Annotated in this window: 10 protein-coding genes; 7 read left to right on the top strand and 3 right to left on the bottom strand. The window is 66.4% G+C overall.

Annotation, left to right across the window (positions count from 1 at the left end):
• Positions 1-35: 35 nt before the first annotated feature.
• The 3 genes from D618_RS0115450 to pheS all read right to left on the bottom strand — a co-directional run bounded on the left by D618_RS0115450 (position 36) and on the right by pheS (position 5,227).
• The gene (locus tag D618_RS0115450) at positions 36-1,601 is read right to left on the bottom strand and encodes a peptide chain release factor 3 (protein ID WP_017672440.1); all 1,566 of its coding nucleotides are present in this window, start codon (positions 1,599-1,601) and stop codon (positions 36-38) included.
• Between the two features lie 120 nt (positions 1,602-1,721).
• Entirely contained in the window at positions 1,722-4,133 is a 2,412-nt protein-coding gene (pheT, locus tag D618_RS0115445) for a phenylalanine--tRNA ligase subunit beta (RefSeq protein WP_017672439.1), read from the bottom strand.
• A complete protein-coding gene (gene pheS / locus D618_RS0115440) occupies positions 4,130-5,227 on the bottom strand; it encodes a phenylalanine--tRNA ligase subunit alpha (protein ID WP_017672438.1) in 1,098 nt (365 codons plus the stop codon). The genes pheT and pheS overlap by 4 nt, the downstream gene beginning before the upstream one ends.
• A 130-nt stretch (positions 5,228-5,357) precedes the next feature.
• On the opposite strand from pheS, the gene D618_RS18650 reads away from it, so the two are divergent.
• The 7 genes from D618_RS18650 (at position 5,358) to D618_RS0115405 (ending at position 17,962) form a co-directional block, all read left to right on the top strand.
• The gene (locus D618_RS18650; RefSeq protein ID WP_017672437.1) at positions 5,358-5,789 is read left to right on the top strand and encodes a hypothetical protein; all 432 of its coding nucleotides are present in this window, start codon (positions 5,358-5,360) and stop codon (positions 5,787-5,789) included.
• Between the two features lie 12 nt (positions 5,790-5,801).
• On the top strand, positions 5,802-6,749 hold the full coding sequence (locus D618_RS0115430; protein ID WP_017672436.1) for a sterol desaturase family protein: 948 nt from the start codon (positions 5,802-5,804) through the stop codon (positions 6,747-6,749).
• 60 nt (positions 6,750-6,809) lie between these two features.
• Complete coding sequence (locus D618_RS0115425) at positions 6,810-8,432, top strand: GMC family oxidoreductase N-terminal domain-containing protein (protein WP_026091746.1); 1,623 nt, start codon at positions 6,810-6,812, stop codon at positions 8,430-8,432.
• A gap of 94 nt (positions 8,433-8,526) precedes the next feature.
• Positions 8,527-11,148 (top strand): DNA mismatch repair protein MutS, encoded by a 2,622-nt coding sequence (gene mutS, locus D618_RS0115420; protein ID WP_040370914.1) that lies wholly within the window; start codon positions 8,527-8,529, stop codon positions 11,146-11,148.
• Positions 11,149-11,211: 63 nt separating this feature from the next.
• Positions 11,212-13,509, top strand: coding sequence for a CHAT domain-containing protein (locus tag D618_RS0115415; RefSeq protein ID WP_026091745.1), 2,298 nt, complete (start codon positions 11,212-11,214; stop codon positions 13,507-13,509).
• Positions 13,506-16,238: a filamentous hemagglutinin N-terminal domain-containing protein gene (locus D618_RS0115410; protein ID WP_017672432.1), complete on the top strand. Its 2,733-nt coding sequence runs from the start codon at positions 13,506-13,508 to the stop codon at positions 16,236-16,238. Before D618_RS0115415 ends, D618_RS0115410 begins: the two co-directional genes overlap by 4 nt.
• Before the next feature lie 44 nt (positions 16,239-16,282).
• The gene (locus D618_RS0115405; protein ID WP_152414781.1) at positions 16,283-17,962 is read left to right on the top strand and encodes a ShlB/FhaC/HecB family hemolysin secretion/activation protein; all 1,680 of its coding nucleotides are present in this window, start codon (positions 16,283-16,285) and stop codon (positions 17,960-17,962) included.
• Positions 17,963-17,978 lie beyond the last annotated feature (16 nt).

The following is a 17,978-nucleotide window of genomic DNA, read 5'->3' as shown; positions in this document are numbered from 1 at the left end:
GCCTTAGCGCAGCTCTGCCGGGCTGCAACAGTGTTTTAGCGCTCGCGCGTGGCGCTGAAGGACAGATCGGGGTTCTTTTCCTGTTGATAGCCGACATCCCAGGCCGACCGCGCCATGAACACCGGGTTGCCGTCGCGGTCCTTGGCCAGGTTGTTCATAGAGATCCGCTTGAACGCCTCGAGCGCATCGGAAGGCCCGCTGAGCCAGCGCGCGGTATCGAACGGCGCCATCTCGAGCACCGCCTCGACCTTGTATTCGGCCTCCAGACGGCTGATCAGCACCTCGAGCTGCAGCTGGCCGACCACGCCGACGATCCACTGGCTGCCGATCTCGGGATAGAACACCTGGATCACGCCCTCTTCGGACAGGTCGTCGAGCGCCTTGCGCAGCTGCTTGGTCTTGGTCGGGTCCTTCAGCTGCACGCGGCGCAGGATTTCAGGCGCGAAATTGGGAAGGCCGGTGAAGCGGACGTCGTTCTTCTCGGAGAGTGTATCACCCACGCGCAGCGTGCCGTGGTTGGGGATGCCGATGATGTCGCCGGGCAAAGCCTCGTCGGCGAGCTCGCGGTCCTGCGCGAAGAACAGGATCGGCGAGTGCACCGCAATCGGCTTGCCATGGCCCGAGGGCACCAGTTTCATGCCGCGCTTGAACGTGCCCGAGACCAGCCGCATAAACGCGATGCGGTCGCGGTGCTGCGGGTCCATATTGGCTTGCACCTTGAAGATGAAGCCGGTCACGTCCTTGCGCGTCGGCTCGACCGCTTCGGGCTGCGCGGGCTGGCTGCGCGGCGGCGGGGCGTGGTCGGCAATCGCGTTGATCAGTTCCTCGATGCCGAACTGCTTGAGCGCGGAGCCGAAATACACGGGCGTCAGGTCGCCGTGCCGGTACGCTTCCAGATCGAAGCTCGAATAGCCACCCTGTGCCAGCTCGGCCTCGCCGGTGAGCCGTTCGAGCGCCTGTTCGGTGAGCTTGGCGGCCAGTGCGGGATCATCCAGCCCCGATACTTCCGTGAACGATCCGTCGAACTCGCGGCTGGGGCCGTTGGGCTGCATCAACCGGTTGCGCGCGAGATCGTACACGCCTTCGAACTGCCCGCCCATGCCGACCGGCCAGCTCATCGGGCAGACATCGAGCGCCAAAGCATCGGCAACCTCGTCGAGCAGTTCGAACGGATCGCGCCCCTCGCGATCGACCTTGTTAACGAAGGTGATGATCGGCACGCTGCGCAGGCGGCACACCTCGAACAATTTGCGTGTCTGCGGCTCGATGCCCTTGGCGGCATCGATCACCATGATCGCGGAGTCGACCGCGGTCAGCGTACGATAGGTGTCTTCGGAAAAGTCTTCATGGCCCGGCGTATCGAGCAGGTTGAAGGTGATGCCCTGCCGCTCGAATGTCATCACCGAGGAGGTGACCGAGATGCCGCGCTGCTGCTCGATCTTCATCCAGTCCGACCGCGCCCGCCGCGCCGCGCCGCGCGCCTTGACCTCGCCCGCCAGATGGATCGCACCACCGGTGAGCAGCAGCTTTTCGGTCAGCGTGGTCTTGCCCGCATCAGGGTGCGAGATGATGGCGAAGGTGCGGCGGTTGAGAGCGGTCATGATATCGGCTTTGCTAATGTGTCGTTTCCCCGCATCTGCACAGGATGGATCATCGGATGATGCATCCAGACGCGACGGGCAGGGGATCGGCCCCTGCCTGCGCAGGGGACCGACTTAAAATCAACCCCTCAATTCCGCGCCCAGCTTCCCCGCTGCCTTGACGATGGCATCGGCAATGGCCTTGAGCTCGTCATCGGCGAAGCTCTTGTCCACCGGTTGCAGCGTGACCTCCAGCGCGAGCGACAGCTTGCCCTCGGGCACGCCCTGGCCTGCAAAGCTGTCGAACACGCGGGCGTCGGTGATGTGCTTCTTGTCCGCGCCCTTGACCGCGCGCACCAGATCGCCCGCCGCAAGTTTGGCATCGACGAGGAACGCGAAATCGCGCGTCACCGCCTGCAATGCCGGGGGCGCATAGGCCTCACGCATCGCAGAGCCGCGTGGTTTCAACGCAATGCCGTCGAGGAACAGCTCGGCGACCATCACAGCGCCGTGTACCGGCTTGAAGCCGAACGCCTTGGCGGTTGAAGGGTGCAGCGTGCCGTACGCGGCCAGCACATTCTTCGGCCCCAGCCGCAGCGTCGCCGCCTGGCCTGGGTGATAATGTCCACCGGGACCGGCGGCATCGGGCGCGAAGTCCATGAGCTTGGCGGCTGGGGCACCGGCGGCATCGAGCAGCGCCAGCACCTCGGCCTTCACGTCGTGCGCGGTGAAGGCCTGCGCCTTGCCCGAGCGCCAGTCGCGGCTCAGCTTGTCTCCCGCCAGCACGATGCCGAGCGTCGCGCGCTCGAGGCTGGTGCCATCCTCGGCCTTGAAATAGCGCCGCCCGACCTCGAACAGCCGGACCGAGCCAGCGCCGCGATCGAGGTTGCGCTTGGCCGCCGAGAGCAGGCCGGGCAGCAGCGAGGGCCGCATGACCTTGAGGTCTTCGCTGATCGGGTTGGCGAGCGTCCAGTCGCCGCCGCCAAAGGGCGCGGCTTCCTTGTCCGAAATGAACGACCAGTTGACCGCCTCGTTGAGACCGCGCGCCGCCGCCAGACGTCGCACGCGGCGTTCCTGCAGCTGCGCAGGGCTGGCGGTGGGCTTGGCGACACCGGGCAGGCGCGGCAGCGGGGTGGAGGGGATCGCGTCTATGCCAGTGATACGCACCACTTCCTCGACGATATCCGCTTTCCCTGAGACATCGCGCCGCCAGCTGGGGACGGTGATCGTCCACGGCGTCTCGCCGCTGTCCACGGCAAAGCCGAGGCGCTCGAGGATGGCCTGCTGATCGGTCGCCGAAACATCGATGCCACCCAAAGCCGCGCAATAGGCCGGATCGTACGAGACCGTCCGCGCTTCCACCGGAGGCGTGCCCGCGCGGGTGATTTCGCTGGCAGTTCCGCCGCAAAGCTGCGTGACATAGGCGGTCGCAATCGCCAGGCCATCGTCGAGGAACGCCGGGTCCACGCCGCGCTCGAACCGCTGGCGCGCGTCCGAAGTCAGCATCAGCTTCTGCCCGGTGCGCGCGATCTGCTCGGGGTCGAAATAGGCGCACTCGATCAGCACATCGGTGGTGGTCTCGGCCACGCCCGAATGCTCGCCGCCCATGATGCCGCCGATATCGTGCACCTGTGCGCTGTCGGCGATCACGGTCATGCTGGCGTCGAGCGTGTAGGTCTTGCCGTTGAGCGCGAGCACCTCTTCGCCTTCCTTCGCCTTGCGCGCGACCAGCCCGCCCGAAAGCGTCGCCATGTCATAGACGTGCAAGGGCCGGCCCAGATCGAGCATCACATAATTGGTGATGTCGACCAAGGCCGAGATCGGCTTCTGCCCCACGGCCTTCAGCCGCGCCTGCATCCAGTCGGGTGCAGCGCCGTTGGTGACGCCCTTGACGGTGCAGCCGTAGAACGCCGGGCAGCCGTCAGCGTCGTCGGTGCGCACATCGGGGCCTGCGCCCGAGCGCGGGACATCGGCGATCACCAGCGGCCTCAAGGTGCCGATGCCCGAGGCCGCCAGATCGCGCGCGATGCCGCGCACGCCCATGCAGTCCTGCTTGTTGGGAGTTACCGAGACATCGATCACCGGATCATCGAGCCCGGCATAATCGGCAAAGCTGGTGCCCACCGGTGCATCTTCGGGCAATTCGATGATGCCGTCGTGATCTTCGCCCATTTCGAGCTCGCGGTACGAGCACATCATGCCGAAGCTTTCGACATCGCGGATCTTCGCCGGCTTGAGCGTGAAGGCCGGGCCGGGCACATACGTGCCCGGAGGGCCGAACACGCCGACAAGGCCCTGACGCGCATTGGGCGCGCCGCAGACGACCTGCCAGGGCGTGCCCGATCCGTCATCGACCTTGAGCAACCGCAGCTTGTCCGCATTGGGGTGGGGGCCGGCCTCGATCACGCGCGCAACCTTGAACGGACGCAGCACATCGGCGGGGTTCTCCACGCCTTCCAATTCCAGCCCGATCGCGGTGAGGCGGTCGGTGATTTCGGTCAGGCTTGCATCGGTGTCGAGATGCTCTTTCAGCCAGGAAAGCGTGAACTTCATGCGCCGACTCCTCCGCTCAGCGTGGGGACATCGAGCGACGAGAAGCCGTAATGCTTCAGCCAGCGCAGATCGCCGTCGAAGAACGCGCGCAGGTCGTCCATGCCGTACTTGAGCATCGCGAGGCGGTCGATGCCGCAACCGAAGGCAAAGCCCTGCCACTCATCGGGGTCGAGCCCGCAATGTTCGATCACCTTGCGGTTGACCATGCCGCTGCCCAGGATCTCCATCCAGCCGCCATTGGGGCCGGTGGGATCGCCGCCGATCACCCGCTTGCCCTTTTCGACCGTGAAGCCGACATCGACCTCGGCCGAGGGCTCGGTGAACGGGAAATAGCTCGGGCGCAGCCGCAGCACGATATCGTCGCGCTCGAAGAACGCCTTCACGAAGGTTTCCAGCGTCCATTTGAGGTGCGCCATGGTAATGCCCTTGTCGATCACCAGCCCCTCGACCTGATGGAACATCGGCGTGTGCGTCGCGTCCGAATCGCTGCGATAGGTGCGGCCCGGCGCAATGATGCGGATCGGCGGCTTCTGCGCCATCATCGTGCGGATCTGCACCGGCGAGGTGTGCGTGCGCAGCAGCATCTCCTCGCCCGCAGCATTGCGATCAGGGAAGTAGAACGTGTCGTGCATCGCGCGCGCCGGGTGCGTCTCGGGCATGTTCAGCGCGGTGAAATTGTACCAGCCCGATTCGATCTCGGGTCCGGTCGCCACGGCAAACCCCAGATCGGCGAAGATCTCGGCGAGCTCGTCCATCACTTGGGCAACCGGGTGCACCGATCCCTGGGGGCTGGCAGCGGCAGGCAGCGTCAGGTCGATCGCTTCGGCGGCAAGGCGTGCGTTGAGCACTTCGCTTTCTAGCGCATCCTTGCGGGCAGCGATCGCGGAGGTCACTGCCTCGCGCGCGCCGTTGATGCGCGGGCCCTGTTCCTGCCGCTCCTCGGCGCTCATCGCGCCCAGCGTCTTGAGCAGGCCCGAAATGACACCCTGTTTCCCCAAAGCGGCGATGCGGATCTCTTCCAGACCCGCAAGATCCGCGCTGGCGATCTGGGCCAGATAGTCCTGCTGCAACTGTTCCACGTCCGCCACGGTCATATCCCTTGCGTAAAAATCCGTGCGCGAGCCGTAGTCACGGCCCCCGGCACAAATCAACCCCTGCCGGACGCGCGAAGACTTTTGAACGGACTTTTCGCAGACTTTTCATTCCGCCGCGTGCGGTGCTATCATGGCCCGCAAGGACCGGGCAAAGACCTGGCCGGACATGGGGACGATGCCGATGAACCTGATGCTGCTGTTCGCTTCACTGGCCGCGATTCTGGCGGTCGCGGGTCTGGTCTGGCTGTTGCAACTGGGCGAAAACCAGATTGGCGACGCCAGCGCCGCTGCGCGCATTGCCGAAGAGCAGATCGCGGGGTTCGAAGCCGGCCCGGTGCTGATGTCCGGCGATGGCGAGGCCGCTTTGGTCGAGGGGACCGATGGTCGCGTCGTGATCCTGAAACGCCACGGCGCGCACTGTGCTGGGCGGGTGTTGCCCAAGCCGCTGCGTGCGCACCGCTGCAGCGAGGGGTGGAAGGTGGAAACCGGTGATCCGCGCTTCGGACATGTTTCACTCGCCCTGTCAAAACAGGATGCAGACAAGCTGCTGACAATGATGTAAGCAACCGGCATCATGACCACGGCGCCCGATCTGCCCAACCCGACCGAGCTTGCGATCCCGGCATTCGTGCTGCTGATCCTGATCGAGATCTGGTGGGTGCGCGGTCGTGATGCGCGCGCTTACGAACCGCGCGATACGCTGACATCGCTGGCTTTGGGCCTGGGCAGCACCGTTGCAGGCGCGCTGACCGGCGGGCTTGCGCTGCTGATCGCGTTCCAGGTCTATGAACACCGCATTTTCGACATCGGCTGGGCGTGGTGGGCCTGGCCGATCGCGTTCGTGGTCGATGATTTTGCCTATTACTGGGTGCACCGACTGGGGCACCGTGTCCGCTGGATGTGGGCGGCGCATGTCATCCACCATTCGAGCCAGCATTATAACCTGTCGACCGCGCTCAGGCAGACATGGACCGGGTTCTTCACGCCCGGGCTGCTCGTGGGCCTGCCGATGTTCTGGCTGGGCTTCCATCCTTTGATGATCGCGTTCTGCGGTGGCATCAACCTGATCTACCAGTTCTGGATCCACACCGAGGCGGTGAAAAGGCTGCCGCGCTGGTTCGAGGCGGTGATGAACACGCCCTCGCACCACCGCGTCCATCACGCGATCAACCCGCGCTATCTCGATTCGAACTACGCCGGCGTCTTCATTATCTGGGACAGGATGTTCGGCACCTTCGTGCCCGAGCGCGACGACGAGCCGATCCGCTATGGCATCGTGAAGCAGTTGGGCAGCTTCAACCTGATCTGGGCGGCGTTCCACGAATGGGTGGGAATCGCCCGCGATATGTGGAGCGCGCCGGGCCTCTCGAACAAGCTGGGCTATCTGCTGCGTCCGCCGGGCTGGAGCCACGATGGCAGCCGCGAGACCAGCGACACGATCAAGTCGGCCTGGGCCGCGCGCCAGCAGCGGCAGAGCCAGCTCGAACCCTTTTCCGGTGGGAGCCTGACGCCCGCCGAATGATCCGATTGCCTGAAATGATCTGAACACATGGGCCGCACCAAAGAGCCCGAAGGAGAGAGCATGAACGAGTACGACATCATCGTCATCGGTGGCGGTTCGGCAGGGTGCGCGGTCGCCGGGCGGCTCAGCGAGGATGCCTCGCTATCGGTCTGCCTGATCGAGGCGGGGGGCCGCAACAATGGCGTTCGCGTGAAAACGCCGGGGTTCATGCCGTTCCTGCCTGCCAATACCAACTGGAAGTTCGATACTGTGCCGCAGCCGGGCCTCAATGGTCGCCCGGGCTATCAGCCACGGGGCAAGGGGCTGGGCGGATCATCGGCGATCAACGCGATGGTCTATATCCGCGGCAACGCCTGGGATTATGACAACTGGGAGGCCATGGGCGCGACCGGCTGGAGCCACAAGGACGTGTTGCCCTGGTTCCGCCGCTCGGAAGGCAATTCCCGCGCCGGTTCTTCGGCGGAATTCGATGCGCACCATGGCGGCGATGGCCCGCTGTCGGTGGTCGACCAGAAATGGGCCAACCCCGGCAGCCACGCCTTTGTCGAGGCGGCGCGGCGACTGCAGCTGCCGCTCAACACCGATTTCAACGGGGCCAGGCAGGAAGGCTTTGGCATCTACCAGACGACGCAGAAGGACGGCGAACGCTGGAGCGCCTCGCGCGCCTATGTCGAACCCGCTGCGGACCGCAAGAACCTGGACGTGCGCACCCATGCGATGGTCCGCCGGATCATCATCGAGAACGGCCGCGCGCGCGGCGTCGAGTTCGAGCGCGCAGGCCAGGTGGTGCAGGTGTTCGCCCGCGGCGCCGTGATACTCTCTGCAGGCGCCTTCGGATCGCCGCAGATCCTGCAGCTGTCGGGCATCGGCCCGGGCGGCATGCTGAAGGAGCATGGTGTCTCTGTCGTGGTCGATCGTGCGGAGGTGGGCGCGAACCTGCAGGATCACATCGATTACGTCTCGGGCTTTGCCACCAAGTCGACCGACAGCTTCGGCAGTTCGCTCACCGGTGTGACGCGCATGGCGCGCGCGGTGCTGGAGCATCGCCGCAAGCGCACCGGCATCCTCACCACCTGCTGGGCGGAGGCTGGCGGTTTCTGGAAGATGATGCCCGATGCGCCCGCGCCCGATGTGCAGTTCCACTTCGTGCCTGCGGTGCTCGAAGACCATGGCCGCGAGAACGTGAAGGGCCATGGCTTTTCGTGCCACGCCTGCGTGCTGCGGCCCGAGAGCAAGGGCACGGTGACGCTGAACAGCGCCGATCCCGCAGCCCCCCCGCGGATCGACCCCAATTTCCTGGCCGACGACCGCGACATGGCGGTGCTGCGCGCAGGCGTCCGCTTCATGCACCGCATCTTCGAAACGCCGCCGATGTCGGATTACGAGCCGGTCGATCGCCATCCGATCGATCTGTATGATGATGCGGCGCTCGACGAGCAGATCCGCAACCGCGCCGACACCGTCTACCACCCGGTGGGTACCTGCCGCATGGGGTCGGACGAGGCGAGCGTCGTCGATCCGCGACTCAAGCTGCGCGGTGTCGAGGGGCTGTATGTCGCCGATGCCAGCATCATGCCCAAGATCGTCAGCGGCAACACCAACGCGCCCAGCATCATGATCGGTGAACGCTGCGCCGCGTTTGTCGCGGAGGATCTGCGCGTGGGAGCGATGGTGGCGGCTTGACGCAACCCATAAATCCTCCCCCAGCAAGCTGGGGGAGGATTTTAGGCGAACTCGCCCCTTCCACCCTCAGGCACCGTCGGCTAGTTGAAGCCGGATGAGCCAATCACCCTCCGACAGCGCCCCCACGCCGATGATGGCGCAATATCATGCGCTGAAGGCCGAGGCGCCCGATTGCCTGCTGTTCTACCGGATGGGCGATTTCTTCGAATTGTTCTTCGATGATGCCAAGGCCGCCGCGGCCACGCTCGACATCGCGCTGACTGCGCGTGGGGCGCATGGCGGCGATCCCGTGCCGATGTGCGGCGTGCCGGTGCACAGCGCGGAAGGCTATCTGGCGCGGCTGATCAAGGCGGGGCACCGCGTCGCGATTGCCGAACAGACCGAAACGCCGGCGGAGGCCAAGGCACGCGCCGGTTCCAAGGCGCTCGTGGCCCGCGCGATCGTCCGCTTCGTCACTGCAGGTACGCTGACCGAGGAATCGCTGCTCGATTCGCGCGCCGAAAACCGGCTGGTCGCGCTCGCCAGCGCCGAGGGCGGCTATGGCCTGGCGATGTGCGATATCTCCACCGGCCGGTTCGAACTGATGCAGGCGAGCGCGGCCGATCTGTCCGCCGAGATCGCGCGGCTCGCGGCCAGCGAACTGATCCAGTCCGACCGCAGCGATCCGTTCACCGATGATTCCATCCTGCGCCCGGCAGGCGCGTTCAGCAGCATCGAGGGCGAAAAGCGGCTGAAGGCGCATTTCGGCGTCGCGACGCTCGACGGCTTCGGCAATTTCAGCCGAGCGGAGCTTGCCGCAGCGGGCGGGCTGATGGCGTATCTCGAGCATGTCTCGCGCGGCAAAATGCCGTTCCTCGCTCCGCCGCGCAGGCATGAGGTTGCGCAGCATATGGCGGTCGATGCAGCGACGCGCGAGAGCCTGGAAATCCTCACCAGCCAGCAGGGCGGGCGTGCAGGATCCTTGGTGCATGCGATCGACCGCACCGTCACTGGCGCAGGCGCCCGGCTGCTCGCGAGCGATCTCGGCGCGCCGCTGACCGACATTGCCGCGATCCGCGACCGGCTGGCGCTCGTCCAGTGGTTTCACGAGGATTCGCTGCGCCGCGACAGCGTGCGCGAGGCGTTGAAGGCCATCTCCGATCTGGCGCGCGCATTGGGCCGGGTGGTCGCCGGACGTGGGTCTCCGCGCGACCTGGGGCAGCTGCGCGATGGGCTGAGCGCGGCGCGGACCCTGCGCGAACGTCTGGGGCGCGGCGATGACCTGCCGCCTCTGCTCAAGGCATTGCTCCCCGACATGCAGGGCCATGGCGCGCTGGTCGAGCATCTGGCCCGCGCCCTGGTCGAAAGTCCGCCCACCGAGCGCCAACAGGGCGGCTATATCGCGCGTGGCTATGATGCCGCGCTCGATGCCTTGCGCGATACATCGGGCAACGCCCGCCGCGCAATTGCTGCGCTCGAGGCGGACTACAAGGCGGCGACCGGCGTGCAGGCGCTCAAGATCCGGCACAACGCGGTGCTTGGCTATTTCATTGAGGTGCCCGCCGCGCGCGCCGATGCGCTGATGAAGCCCGACAGCGGCTTCGCCCATCGCCAGACGATGGCGGGCGCGGTGCGGTTCAACTCGCCCGCGCTGCACGACGAGGCGATGCGGATCGCGCAATCGGGCGGCCATGCGCAGGCGGCGGAAGAGGCGCATTTCGAAGCGTTGTGCGAAGAGGTCGTCGCTGCGCGCGAAGCGATCGCGCGGACGGCTGCCGCGCTCGCCCGGATCGATGTCGCCGCGGCCCATGCCGCGATGGCGGCGGAAGGCGATTTCACCTGCCCCGAACTGACCGACGAGCCTTGCATCGCAATCGCAGGCGGTCGGCATCCGGTGGTCGAGGCGGCACTGCGCAAGGCAGGCCAGGCGTTCGTCGCCAATGATGCCACGCTGTCCGAGCGCGACCGGCTCTGGCTGGTCTCCGGCCCCAACATGGGCGGTAAGTCGACCTTCCTGCGCCAGACCGCTTTGATCGTGCTGCTCGCGCAGGCAGGCGCGTTCGTTCCAGCCCGCTCGGCACGGATCGGCATCGTCGACCGGTTGTTCAGCCGGGTGGGCGCATCGGACAATCTGGCGCGGGGCCGGTCGACCTTCATGGTCGAGATGGTCGAGACTGCCGCGATCCTCTCCCAGGCGACCGAACGCTCGTTCGTCATTCTCGACGAGGTCGGGCGGGGGACATCGACCTATGACGGGCTCGCCTTGGCCTGGGCAATTGCCGAGGCGGTGCATGACACCAACCGCTGCCGCTGCCTGTTCGCGACGCACTATCACGAGCTCACGCGGCTGACCGACCGGCTCGATGCGCTGTCGCTGCACCATGTCCGCGCACGCGAATGGAAGGGCGATCTGGTGCTGCTGCACGAGCTCGCCGATGGCCCGGCAGATCGCAGCTATGGCCTCGCCGTCGCCAAGCTGGCGGGGGTTCCCCCGGTGGTGGTGGCGCGGGCGAAGGCGGTGCTCGCCAAGCTCGAGGCCGGGCGTCAGGCGACCGGCGGGCTCGCAGCGGGGCTCGACGATCTGCCGCTGTTCGCCGCCGCGCTGGCCAAGGAGCCCGAGCCCGTCGATGCGTTGCGCGAGGCGCTGGCCGGGATCGATGTCGATAACCTGAGCCCGCGCGATGCGCTGGAGGCATTGTACCGGCTCAAGGGGCTGGCGAGCGACGCTGCGCAATAGCCGTTCAATTGCCTGCGAAATCCGGTTATCCTGCAATCTGTTAGAAGGCTGGGGCCAGGCATCATGTGGGTTGAGACTCTGGGATTGGCGCTGGCCCTTGCCACGTCCGATAGCGCTGGTGCCAGCGTGCCGGAGGCTGTGGCCTATTGCGGCGGTTCTGCCGAGGCACCCGCACTGCCTGCGTTCCCCATGGCAACCGAGCGCGCAGCGCGTGCGCGCGCGTTGATGCGCGGCGGCACAGATTCGGCGGTGGATGATGCGTTAGCAGTGCTGCTGGTGCCCGTCGGTCGGCCAGGCGATGGCCCGCCGCCCGTCGCCGCTACGCAATCCGCCGGGGATCGCGCGCTGGCCGAGTACTGCCTGGTTGCAGGCGAAGCGATGCGCCGGGCGCCATCGGGAAGCCAGTCGCGGGCGCAGGACTTTCTGCGGACAGCGATGGCGCTGGCCGACCGCGCAGGGGATGCGCCGCTGGCTGCGCGGGCGGCATGGGAGGCAGCGCTGGCGCTCGCAGGTGGCGCTCCGCCGAGCACGGTCGGAACGCGGCGCAGATCGGCCAGTGTGTCCGCTGTGCTGACTGCGGCGGGCTGTTCCGCCAGCGAGAACGAAGGCGAAGGTCGGCGGCTTGAAGTGGCATTCGCCTGCGCGCTCGACCGAGCCGTTCGCGCCGATGATGCTGAGCTCACCGCGCTGGCGTCGCTGCGGCTGGCGCGGCTGGAAAAGGCGCGCAAGGGCAATGTGGCACCACGGCTGGCCACAGGCTTGGCCGCGACTGCGAGGATCACAGACGCGCAGCGTCGCTGGGCACTGGAGCAGGCGCTGTTGATGCTGGCGTGCGACGCGGGTCTGTGTGCAACTGATATGGTTGCCAATGCGGCGGCTGAGTCAACCTTCATGGTTAAACGAGGCGCTGGCGATCCGGCTGCGTTCGCCGCGCTGCAAGGTCGGATTGCGCAGGCGCGGGGTGATGCGGCGCAGGCGCGCGGGCACCTGCGCCGTGCAGTCTTTCTGGAAAGCCAGAAGCCGCTGCCGCAGCACCTGCCGCACTACATGCTGCTGCTCGCCGATGCCGAGCCTGATCGCGCGAGCGCGCATGTGCTCGCCGCCTATCGCGCCCTCGAACGGGTGCGCACCGTGCTGATGCCGGTTGATCCTCTGACCGAGGAAAGCCGTTTCGATCTGCTCGTGCGCCCGGTGTTCGAACGCGCGATCGGAACGACGCTGGCATTCGCGGGCGACGATGCGGGCACGCTGGCCCAGGCGCAGCGGATTGCGGAGGCCTATCGTTCGGCTGAACTGCAAAACAGCCTGGGCGCCGAATGCGTGCCGCTGCGCAATCCGGTTACCCCTGCCGATCTGCAGCCGGGCGAGGTGCTGCTCTACCCCCTGCTGCTCGAGGACCGGGTCGAACTGCTCTATGCGACGGGGGATGCCAAGGCTTTGGGCTATCGACGGATGCCCCCCGATCGCTCGATCAACCGCGCGCAGATCGCCGCGCTCGCGCAGGCGATGACCGCATCGTTGAGCGGCGAGAGCAACGCCTGGGAGGCGGCATCGCGCGCATTGTACGCGGCGCTGATCGCCCCGATCGCAGGGCAGCTCAAGCCGGGAGGCACGCTGGTGATCGTGCCCGATGGACCGCTGCGCCAGATCAGCTTTGCCGCGCTGATGGACGCGCAGGGCAAGTTCCTGATGGAGCAGGCGCAACTGGCGGTCGTGCCTGCGCTCAGCTTTGCCGCGCCGGGCACGCGCGATACCGATCCGCAGATCATCGCCGCCTCGCTCGAGAAGGCGCTGGAGCTTCCCGTTGGCCGCTTCACCCGGCTGGAGGGAACTGCCTCCGAGGCGGCGATGGCAGCGGGGCGCGATGGCATTCTGCTCACCGATTTCAATCGCGCCGATCTGGCATCGGCCCTGGCGAAGCGACCCGCGTCGGTGCTGCATCTGGCCACCCATGCCGCGTTCAACGGGCGCACCGAACGATCGTTCATCGTCGCCAATGGCGAGGCGATCACGCTGCCGGACTTGCGCGCGATGCTCAGCACCAATCAGCTGCGCGGGCAAGGGCTGCAGCTGCTGGTGCTGAGTGCGTGCGAGACTGCCGTGGGCGATGACGACCAGGCGATGGGGCTGGCCGGTGCGGCGGTGGAGGCCGGTGCGGCAAGTGCTCTGGCGTCGCTCTGGGAGGTGAGCGATGCCGGGACTGCGGCGCTGATGGAAGCCTTCTACACCCATTACCGACGCGGTGAGGGGCGGGCGCGGTCGCTGCAACTGGCGCAGATCGAACTGGCCCGTGGCGCGGATGGCCAATGGACTGATCCGGGCATCTGGAGTGCGTTTACGATGGTGGGGAGCTGGCGATGAGGCCCTGGTGGATCGGCTGTGCGCTGCTGGCGCTGATTGCGGGCGCAGCGTCTCCGGCGCCCGCAACGGCGCAGGAGGCAATGGCGCCAGCGACCACGATCACCCCTGATACGCTGCCTGCCCTCTCGACCGGCACGACCACGACCACCGACGGCGTAACCACCACCATCGGCGGCGGGGTGCGCGCAGGCGACAACCTGTTCCACAGCTTTGCCCGCTTCAACATCGGCCCCGGCGACATTGCTCGCTGGAGCGCAAGCGATGCACTCACTATCCGCAACGTCATCAACCGGGTTACTGGCGGCGAGCAATCGTTCATCGCCGGGACGATTGATGCGAGCGCGATGCCGGGCGCCGACTTCTATTTCATCAACCCGGCAGGCATCGTCTTTGGTGATGGCGCATTCGTTGATGTCGGCGGCACCGCGCACTTTTCGACCGCGCAGCAGCTGGGATTTGCCGATGGCAGTGTGCTGGTCTCGGGCACGGCATCGGGATCGACCTTCAGCATGGCAGAGCCCGCACGCTTCGGCTTTCTGGGCAACAACCAGCCGATTTTCACCACAAGGCTCGACGCGTCGGATGATTTCATCTTCGGAATACGCGCTGGACATCTGACGCTCAGCGCCAGCGACATCGTCGTGTTCGATACCTTCGTCACCGCCGAACGGATGTCTGTCGCCACTGTGGGCGGGGGTGTGACCGATCTGCCATTGGGCCCAGGCATGACTTCCACAGCCCTGAGCGGCAGCATCCGGATTTTCGGCGGGTCGATTCTCGCGGATGGTGAGGGAGGCGGTCGCCTTGACCTAGCGGCTGGCGAAATCCTGCTCGCGGATCGTGGAACGATCGAGGTCCTCGCGCAGCAATCACCCAGCCCCGCTTTGCGGGTGGTGGCCAACCGGCTTGAGGTAGTCGACGGCGATCTAAGGGTTGCCAGCCTGCCGGGTGTCGACGAGCTCGGCGGTGACATGCGCATCGATGCGAACCAGATCATCGTTAGACCAATGGGCTCCATCAGCATTGTGAGCACCATCGAAGGTGGCGGTGGTGCCATCCGGCTCAACACGCAGCATCTGCTGGTCGAAGGCGGCACTATTGAGGCGCGCGGCAGCTCGGCACCTGGCCGGTCGGTCGGGAACATCCACGTCCGCGCAGATCTGGTAGAGATCGTCGAGATCGGTCTGATCAGCACCACTCTGTCCGATTTCGATGGGCAGCTCGTGGGCACGACGGGTAACATCGTCATCGATGCTGGTCGACTTTTCATGGATACCACCGGGCTAATCCTGGCCGAAAATCAGGCCCCGAATGCATCTGGTCCGGGATCGATCACGATCCGTGCTGGCTCGATGAAGATCACATTGGGTCGGATATCCACGCGTACCGAAACCGCGACTGCGGCTGGGCCGATCGACATCACGGTCGGCGGATTGCTCGAACTGGATGGCTTTGGCGGCATCCAGTCGATCAGCGAGGGGCTGGGCGACGCGGGAGCGATTTCCATTCGTGCAGGCGCGATCCGGATGATCAACACTATGGGCGGCCCCACGATATCGTCCGCGACACGGATCCCGCGGCCCCAGGAAATCGAGGACATCAACGATTATACAGGGTCCGCGGGCCGGATCCTGATTGAAACCGGGAAGCTCGATGTCATCGGCAGGGGCACCAGCATCTCGACCTCTTCCACCAGCTTCGGCAATGCCGGGGACATCGTCATTCGCGCAGATCAGATGACGATCGCGGATGGCGGCAGCATTTCATCGGCGGCGCTGGCGCTCAACCTGGTCGATGAGGAAAGAGGCTCGTTCATCGTCACGCCGGGCCCGGGCCGGGCGGGCACCATCACCATCGACGCAGGCCAAATGCTGGCGATCACCGAGGGGACGATCTCGACAGCGACCGAAGGCTTTGGCGATGCGGGCGCGGTGACCTTGCTGGCGGAGCGGATCATGCTGGGGCAGGGCAGCCGGATCAGCTCGGATGCCTCCAGCCTGGCGCCGGGGCAGGCCGGAACGGTGGTGCTGATTGGACGCGATATCGCGCTCGCCGACGGGGCGCAGGTGACGACTGGCTCGCAGAACGCAACCACCGCTGGAAATATTGTGCTGTTGGCCGAAGATTCCATCACGGTCACCGCTAGCCAGATCGCCAGCACCAACGGCGCAATGGCCAGCACAGGCGGCGCAGCAGGCAAGATCGCCGTCTCCGCGCCACGCATCACCTTGGGGCCGGGCGGCACGATCACCACCAGTTCGATGCTCGGCGCTGCGGGGCAGATCGAGCTGGCGCTGCCGGACACCGGCCTGCTCAGACTGGCCGGCGGGGCGAACCCGGCGGTGATCGCCACCTCGTCGGGTCCGGGCACCGGCGGCCGGATTGTCATCAGCCGCCCCTATGCGCTGATCGCCGATGGCGCGCGGATCGAGGCCTTGGGGCAGCAACGCGGCGCGAATGTGCAACTTGCCACCGATTTCTTCATCCGTTCAGCCGACAGCAGCAACCTGTTGCTGGTCGATGGCGATCTGGTGGTCGACAGCCAGGTCGGCAATGTCAGCAGCGGCATCGACACGCCCGATATCAGCTTTGGCGATGCCGCGGGCGTGCTGGCGGGCCAGTGCCGCGCGGCGCGCAGCAGCGGCTCGGTGAGCCGCCTTGCCATCGATCAGGTCGGGCCGCTGGCGCTGGACCCTGGAGCGCTGCAGCAACCGGGAGGCTGTCGTTGAGCCTGTTGCTCGCGCTTGCGCTGCAGGCTGGTGCTTGTGCGCGCATGCCTGATACGATCGATTCCGGGATCGTCACGTTCTGCGAAGTCGAGGTTCACGCAGAGCCCGATGCGGTTGCGGTTGCGACGACGGACAGCGACGGGCTCGATTTCGGTGGCTTTGCCGTGCGCTATCGCATCGGCGACTGGCTCGATGGCGAATGGGTGCGCCAGCAGATCGCCGCGAACCGCCTGATCGAAGCCCCGGTGTCGCTGGATCGCATCGCCGCCGCTGTCCAGCAGATCAGCCTGGCCTATGTCCGCAACGGCTATGTCAATTCGGGGGTCCTGATCGATCCGATGACCGACGCTGGCGGAGCCTCGCCACTGGTGCTGCGGCTGGTAACGGGGAGGCTGATCGGGGACGGCCCGATGGTCGAATGGCAGGATGGGCAGGCCGGTGGCCTCACCGAAGCCTATGTCATTGCGCGGATGCCGTCCGCGCGCGCCGTGCCGATCAATGGCCTGGCGATCGAGCGCGACTTTCGCAATCTTGCCGCCGACGATGCCATCGCCACGGTCAAGGCCGATCTGCAGCCCGGAACCCGTCCGGGCGAGGCGCGATTGTCGCTGCTGGTCGATCCTGCTCCGCGCCTTGCAGTGCAGGCCAGTATCGCCAACAGCCGTTCGCCTGCAGTGGGCGGATTGCGGTTCGGCACCGGCATCGCTGTGCGCAACACGGTGTTCGCAGGCGACCGGATCGGCGTGGATGCGGGGCTGACGGCGGGGCGGCCCGATGTGCTGGTCGATTATGCCGCGCCGTTCTTGCACCCGGCGCTGCAGATGGAGGTGCGCGGCGGCTATAACCGCGCGGCGGTGGTCGATGCGCCGTTGCGCAACCTCAACATCCGCGCGACCGACTGGTTCGTCGAAGGCGGCTTTGCGCTCACGCTCTGGCAGCGCCCGCTCAGCCCTGCCGCTGCCGACGGCACGCCCGAGGTCAGCGCGCAATCGGTGACGCTGCGCACCGGCGTCATCCACCGCGAAACGCGCACATTTCTGCTGGGCCAGCCGTTCTCGTTCAGCCCCGGATCGGTGCGCGGCCTGGCGGAATATTCCGCGCTCAGGCTGGCGGCGGAATGGACACGGCGCAGCTCTGCCACGGTCTGGATCGGGCAACTGCGGTTCACGCAAGGGATCGAGGGCAGCCGGTCGGATATCGTCGGCATCGCCGCACCCTCGCCGCGCTTCCGCAGCGTATCAGGCCAGCTCAGCCATGCGCGCAGGCTGGGGCGCAGCGGCTGGGAACTGCGCGCGCGGATTGCCGGGCAATATGGGCAGGGCGTGCTCTATGCCGGCGAGCGCTTCGTGGCAGGCGGCAGCCAGAGCGTGCGCGGCTATCGCGAAAGCCTGTTGCTGGCTGATCGGGGTGTGGTCGGATCGGTGGAACTCGCCCGGCCGCTGCAGATCGGGTCAGGCGCGACGGGCCCGCTGGGGCTGCGCTGGGGCAGCTTCACCCCGTCACTGTTCACCGATGGCGCGGTGATGCGCAACGCCACCCGCGGTTTCCAGCCGGTACCAGGCGAGATCGCGAGCATCGGTGCGTCGCTCGCCTGGACGCCGTCGCCTTCGCTGTCTGCGCGGCTGACCTATGGCCATGCGCTGATCGACGCAGCGATCACCGGCAGCCGCGATGTGCAGGATGACGGCCTGTCGTTTGCGCTCAGCTGGAACCACCGCTTCTGACGCGGCCGCGCACGAG

It is taken from the genome of Blastomonas sp. AAP53 (assembly GCF_000331245.1).
Lineage (GTDB): Bacteria > Pseudomonadota > Alphaproteobacteria > Sphingomonadales > Sphingomonadaceae > Blastomonas.
The sequence above is the reverse complement of the archived record's forward strand: the minus strand, read 5'-3'. Positions and strand labels throughout refer to the sequence as shown.

What these genes read in the sequence shown, in the direction of transcription:
- D618_RS0115450 (WP_017672440.1), bottom strand. Translation starts at nt 1,601, where the DNA reads ATGACCGCTCTCAACCGCCGCACCTTCGCCATCATCTCGCACCCTGAT.
- pheT (WP_017672439.1), bottom strand. Translation starts at nt 4,133, where the DNA reads ATGAAGTTCACGCTTTCCTGGCTGAAAGAGCATCTCGACACCGATGCA.
- pheS (WP_017672438.1), bottom strand. Translation starts at nt 5,227, where the DNA reads ATGACCGTGGCGGACGTGGAACAGTTGCAGCAGGACTATCTGGCCCAG.
- D618_RS18650 (WP_017672437.1), top strand. Translation starts at nt 5,358, where the DNA reads ATGGCCCGCAAGGACCGGGCAAAGACCTGGCCGGACATGGGGACGATG.
- D618_RS0115430 (WP_017672436.1), top strand. Translation starts at nt 5,802, where the DNA reads ATGACCACGGCGCCCGATCTGCCCAACCCGACCGAGCTTGCGATCCCG.
- D618_RS0115425 (WP_026091746.1), top strand. Translation starts at nt 6,810, where the DNA reads ATGAACGAGTACGACATCATCGTCATCGGTGGCGGTTCGGCAGGGTGC.
- mutS (WP_040370914.1), top strand. Translation starts at nt 8,527, where the DNA reads ATGAGCCAATCACCCTCCGACAGCGCCCCCACGCCGATGATGGCGCAA.
- D618_RS0115415 (WP_026091745.1), top strand. Translation starts at nt 11,212, where the DNA reads ATGTGGGTTGAGACTCTGGGATTGGCGCTGGCCCTTGCCACGTCCGAT.
- D618_RS0115410 (WP_017672432.1), top strand. Translation starts at nt 13,506, where the DNA reads ATGAGGCCCTGGTGGATCGGCTGTGCGCTGCTGGCGCTGATTGCGGGC.
- D618_RS0115405 (WP_152414781.1), top strand. Translation starts at nt 16,283, where the DNA reads ATGCCTGATACGATCGATTCCGGGATCGTCACGTTCTGCGAAGTCGAG.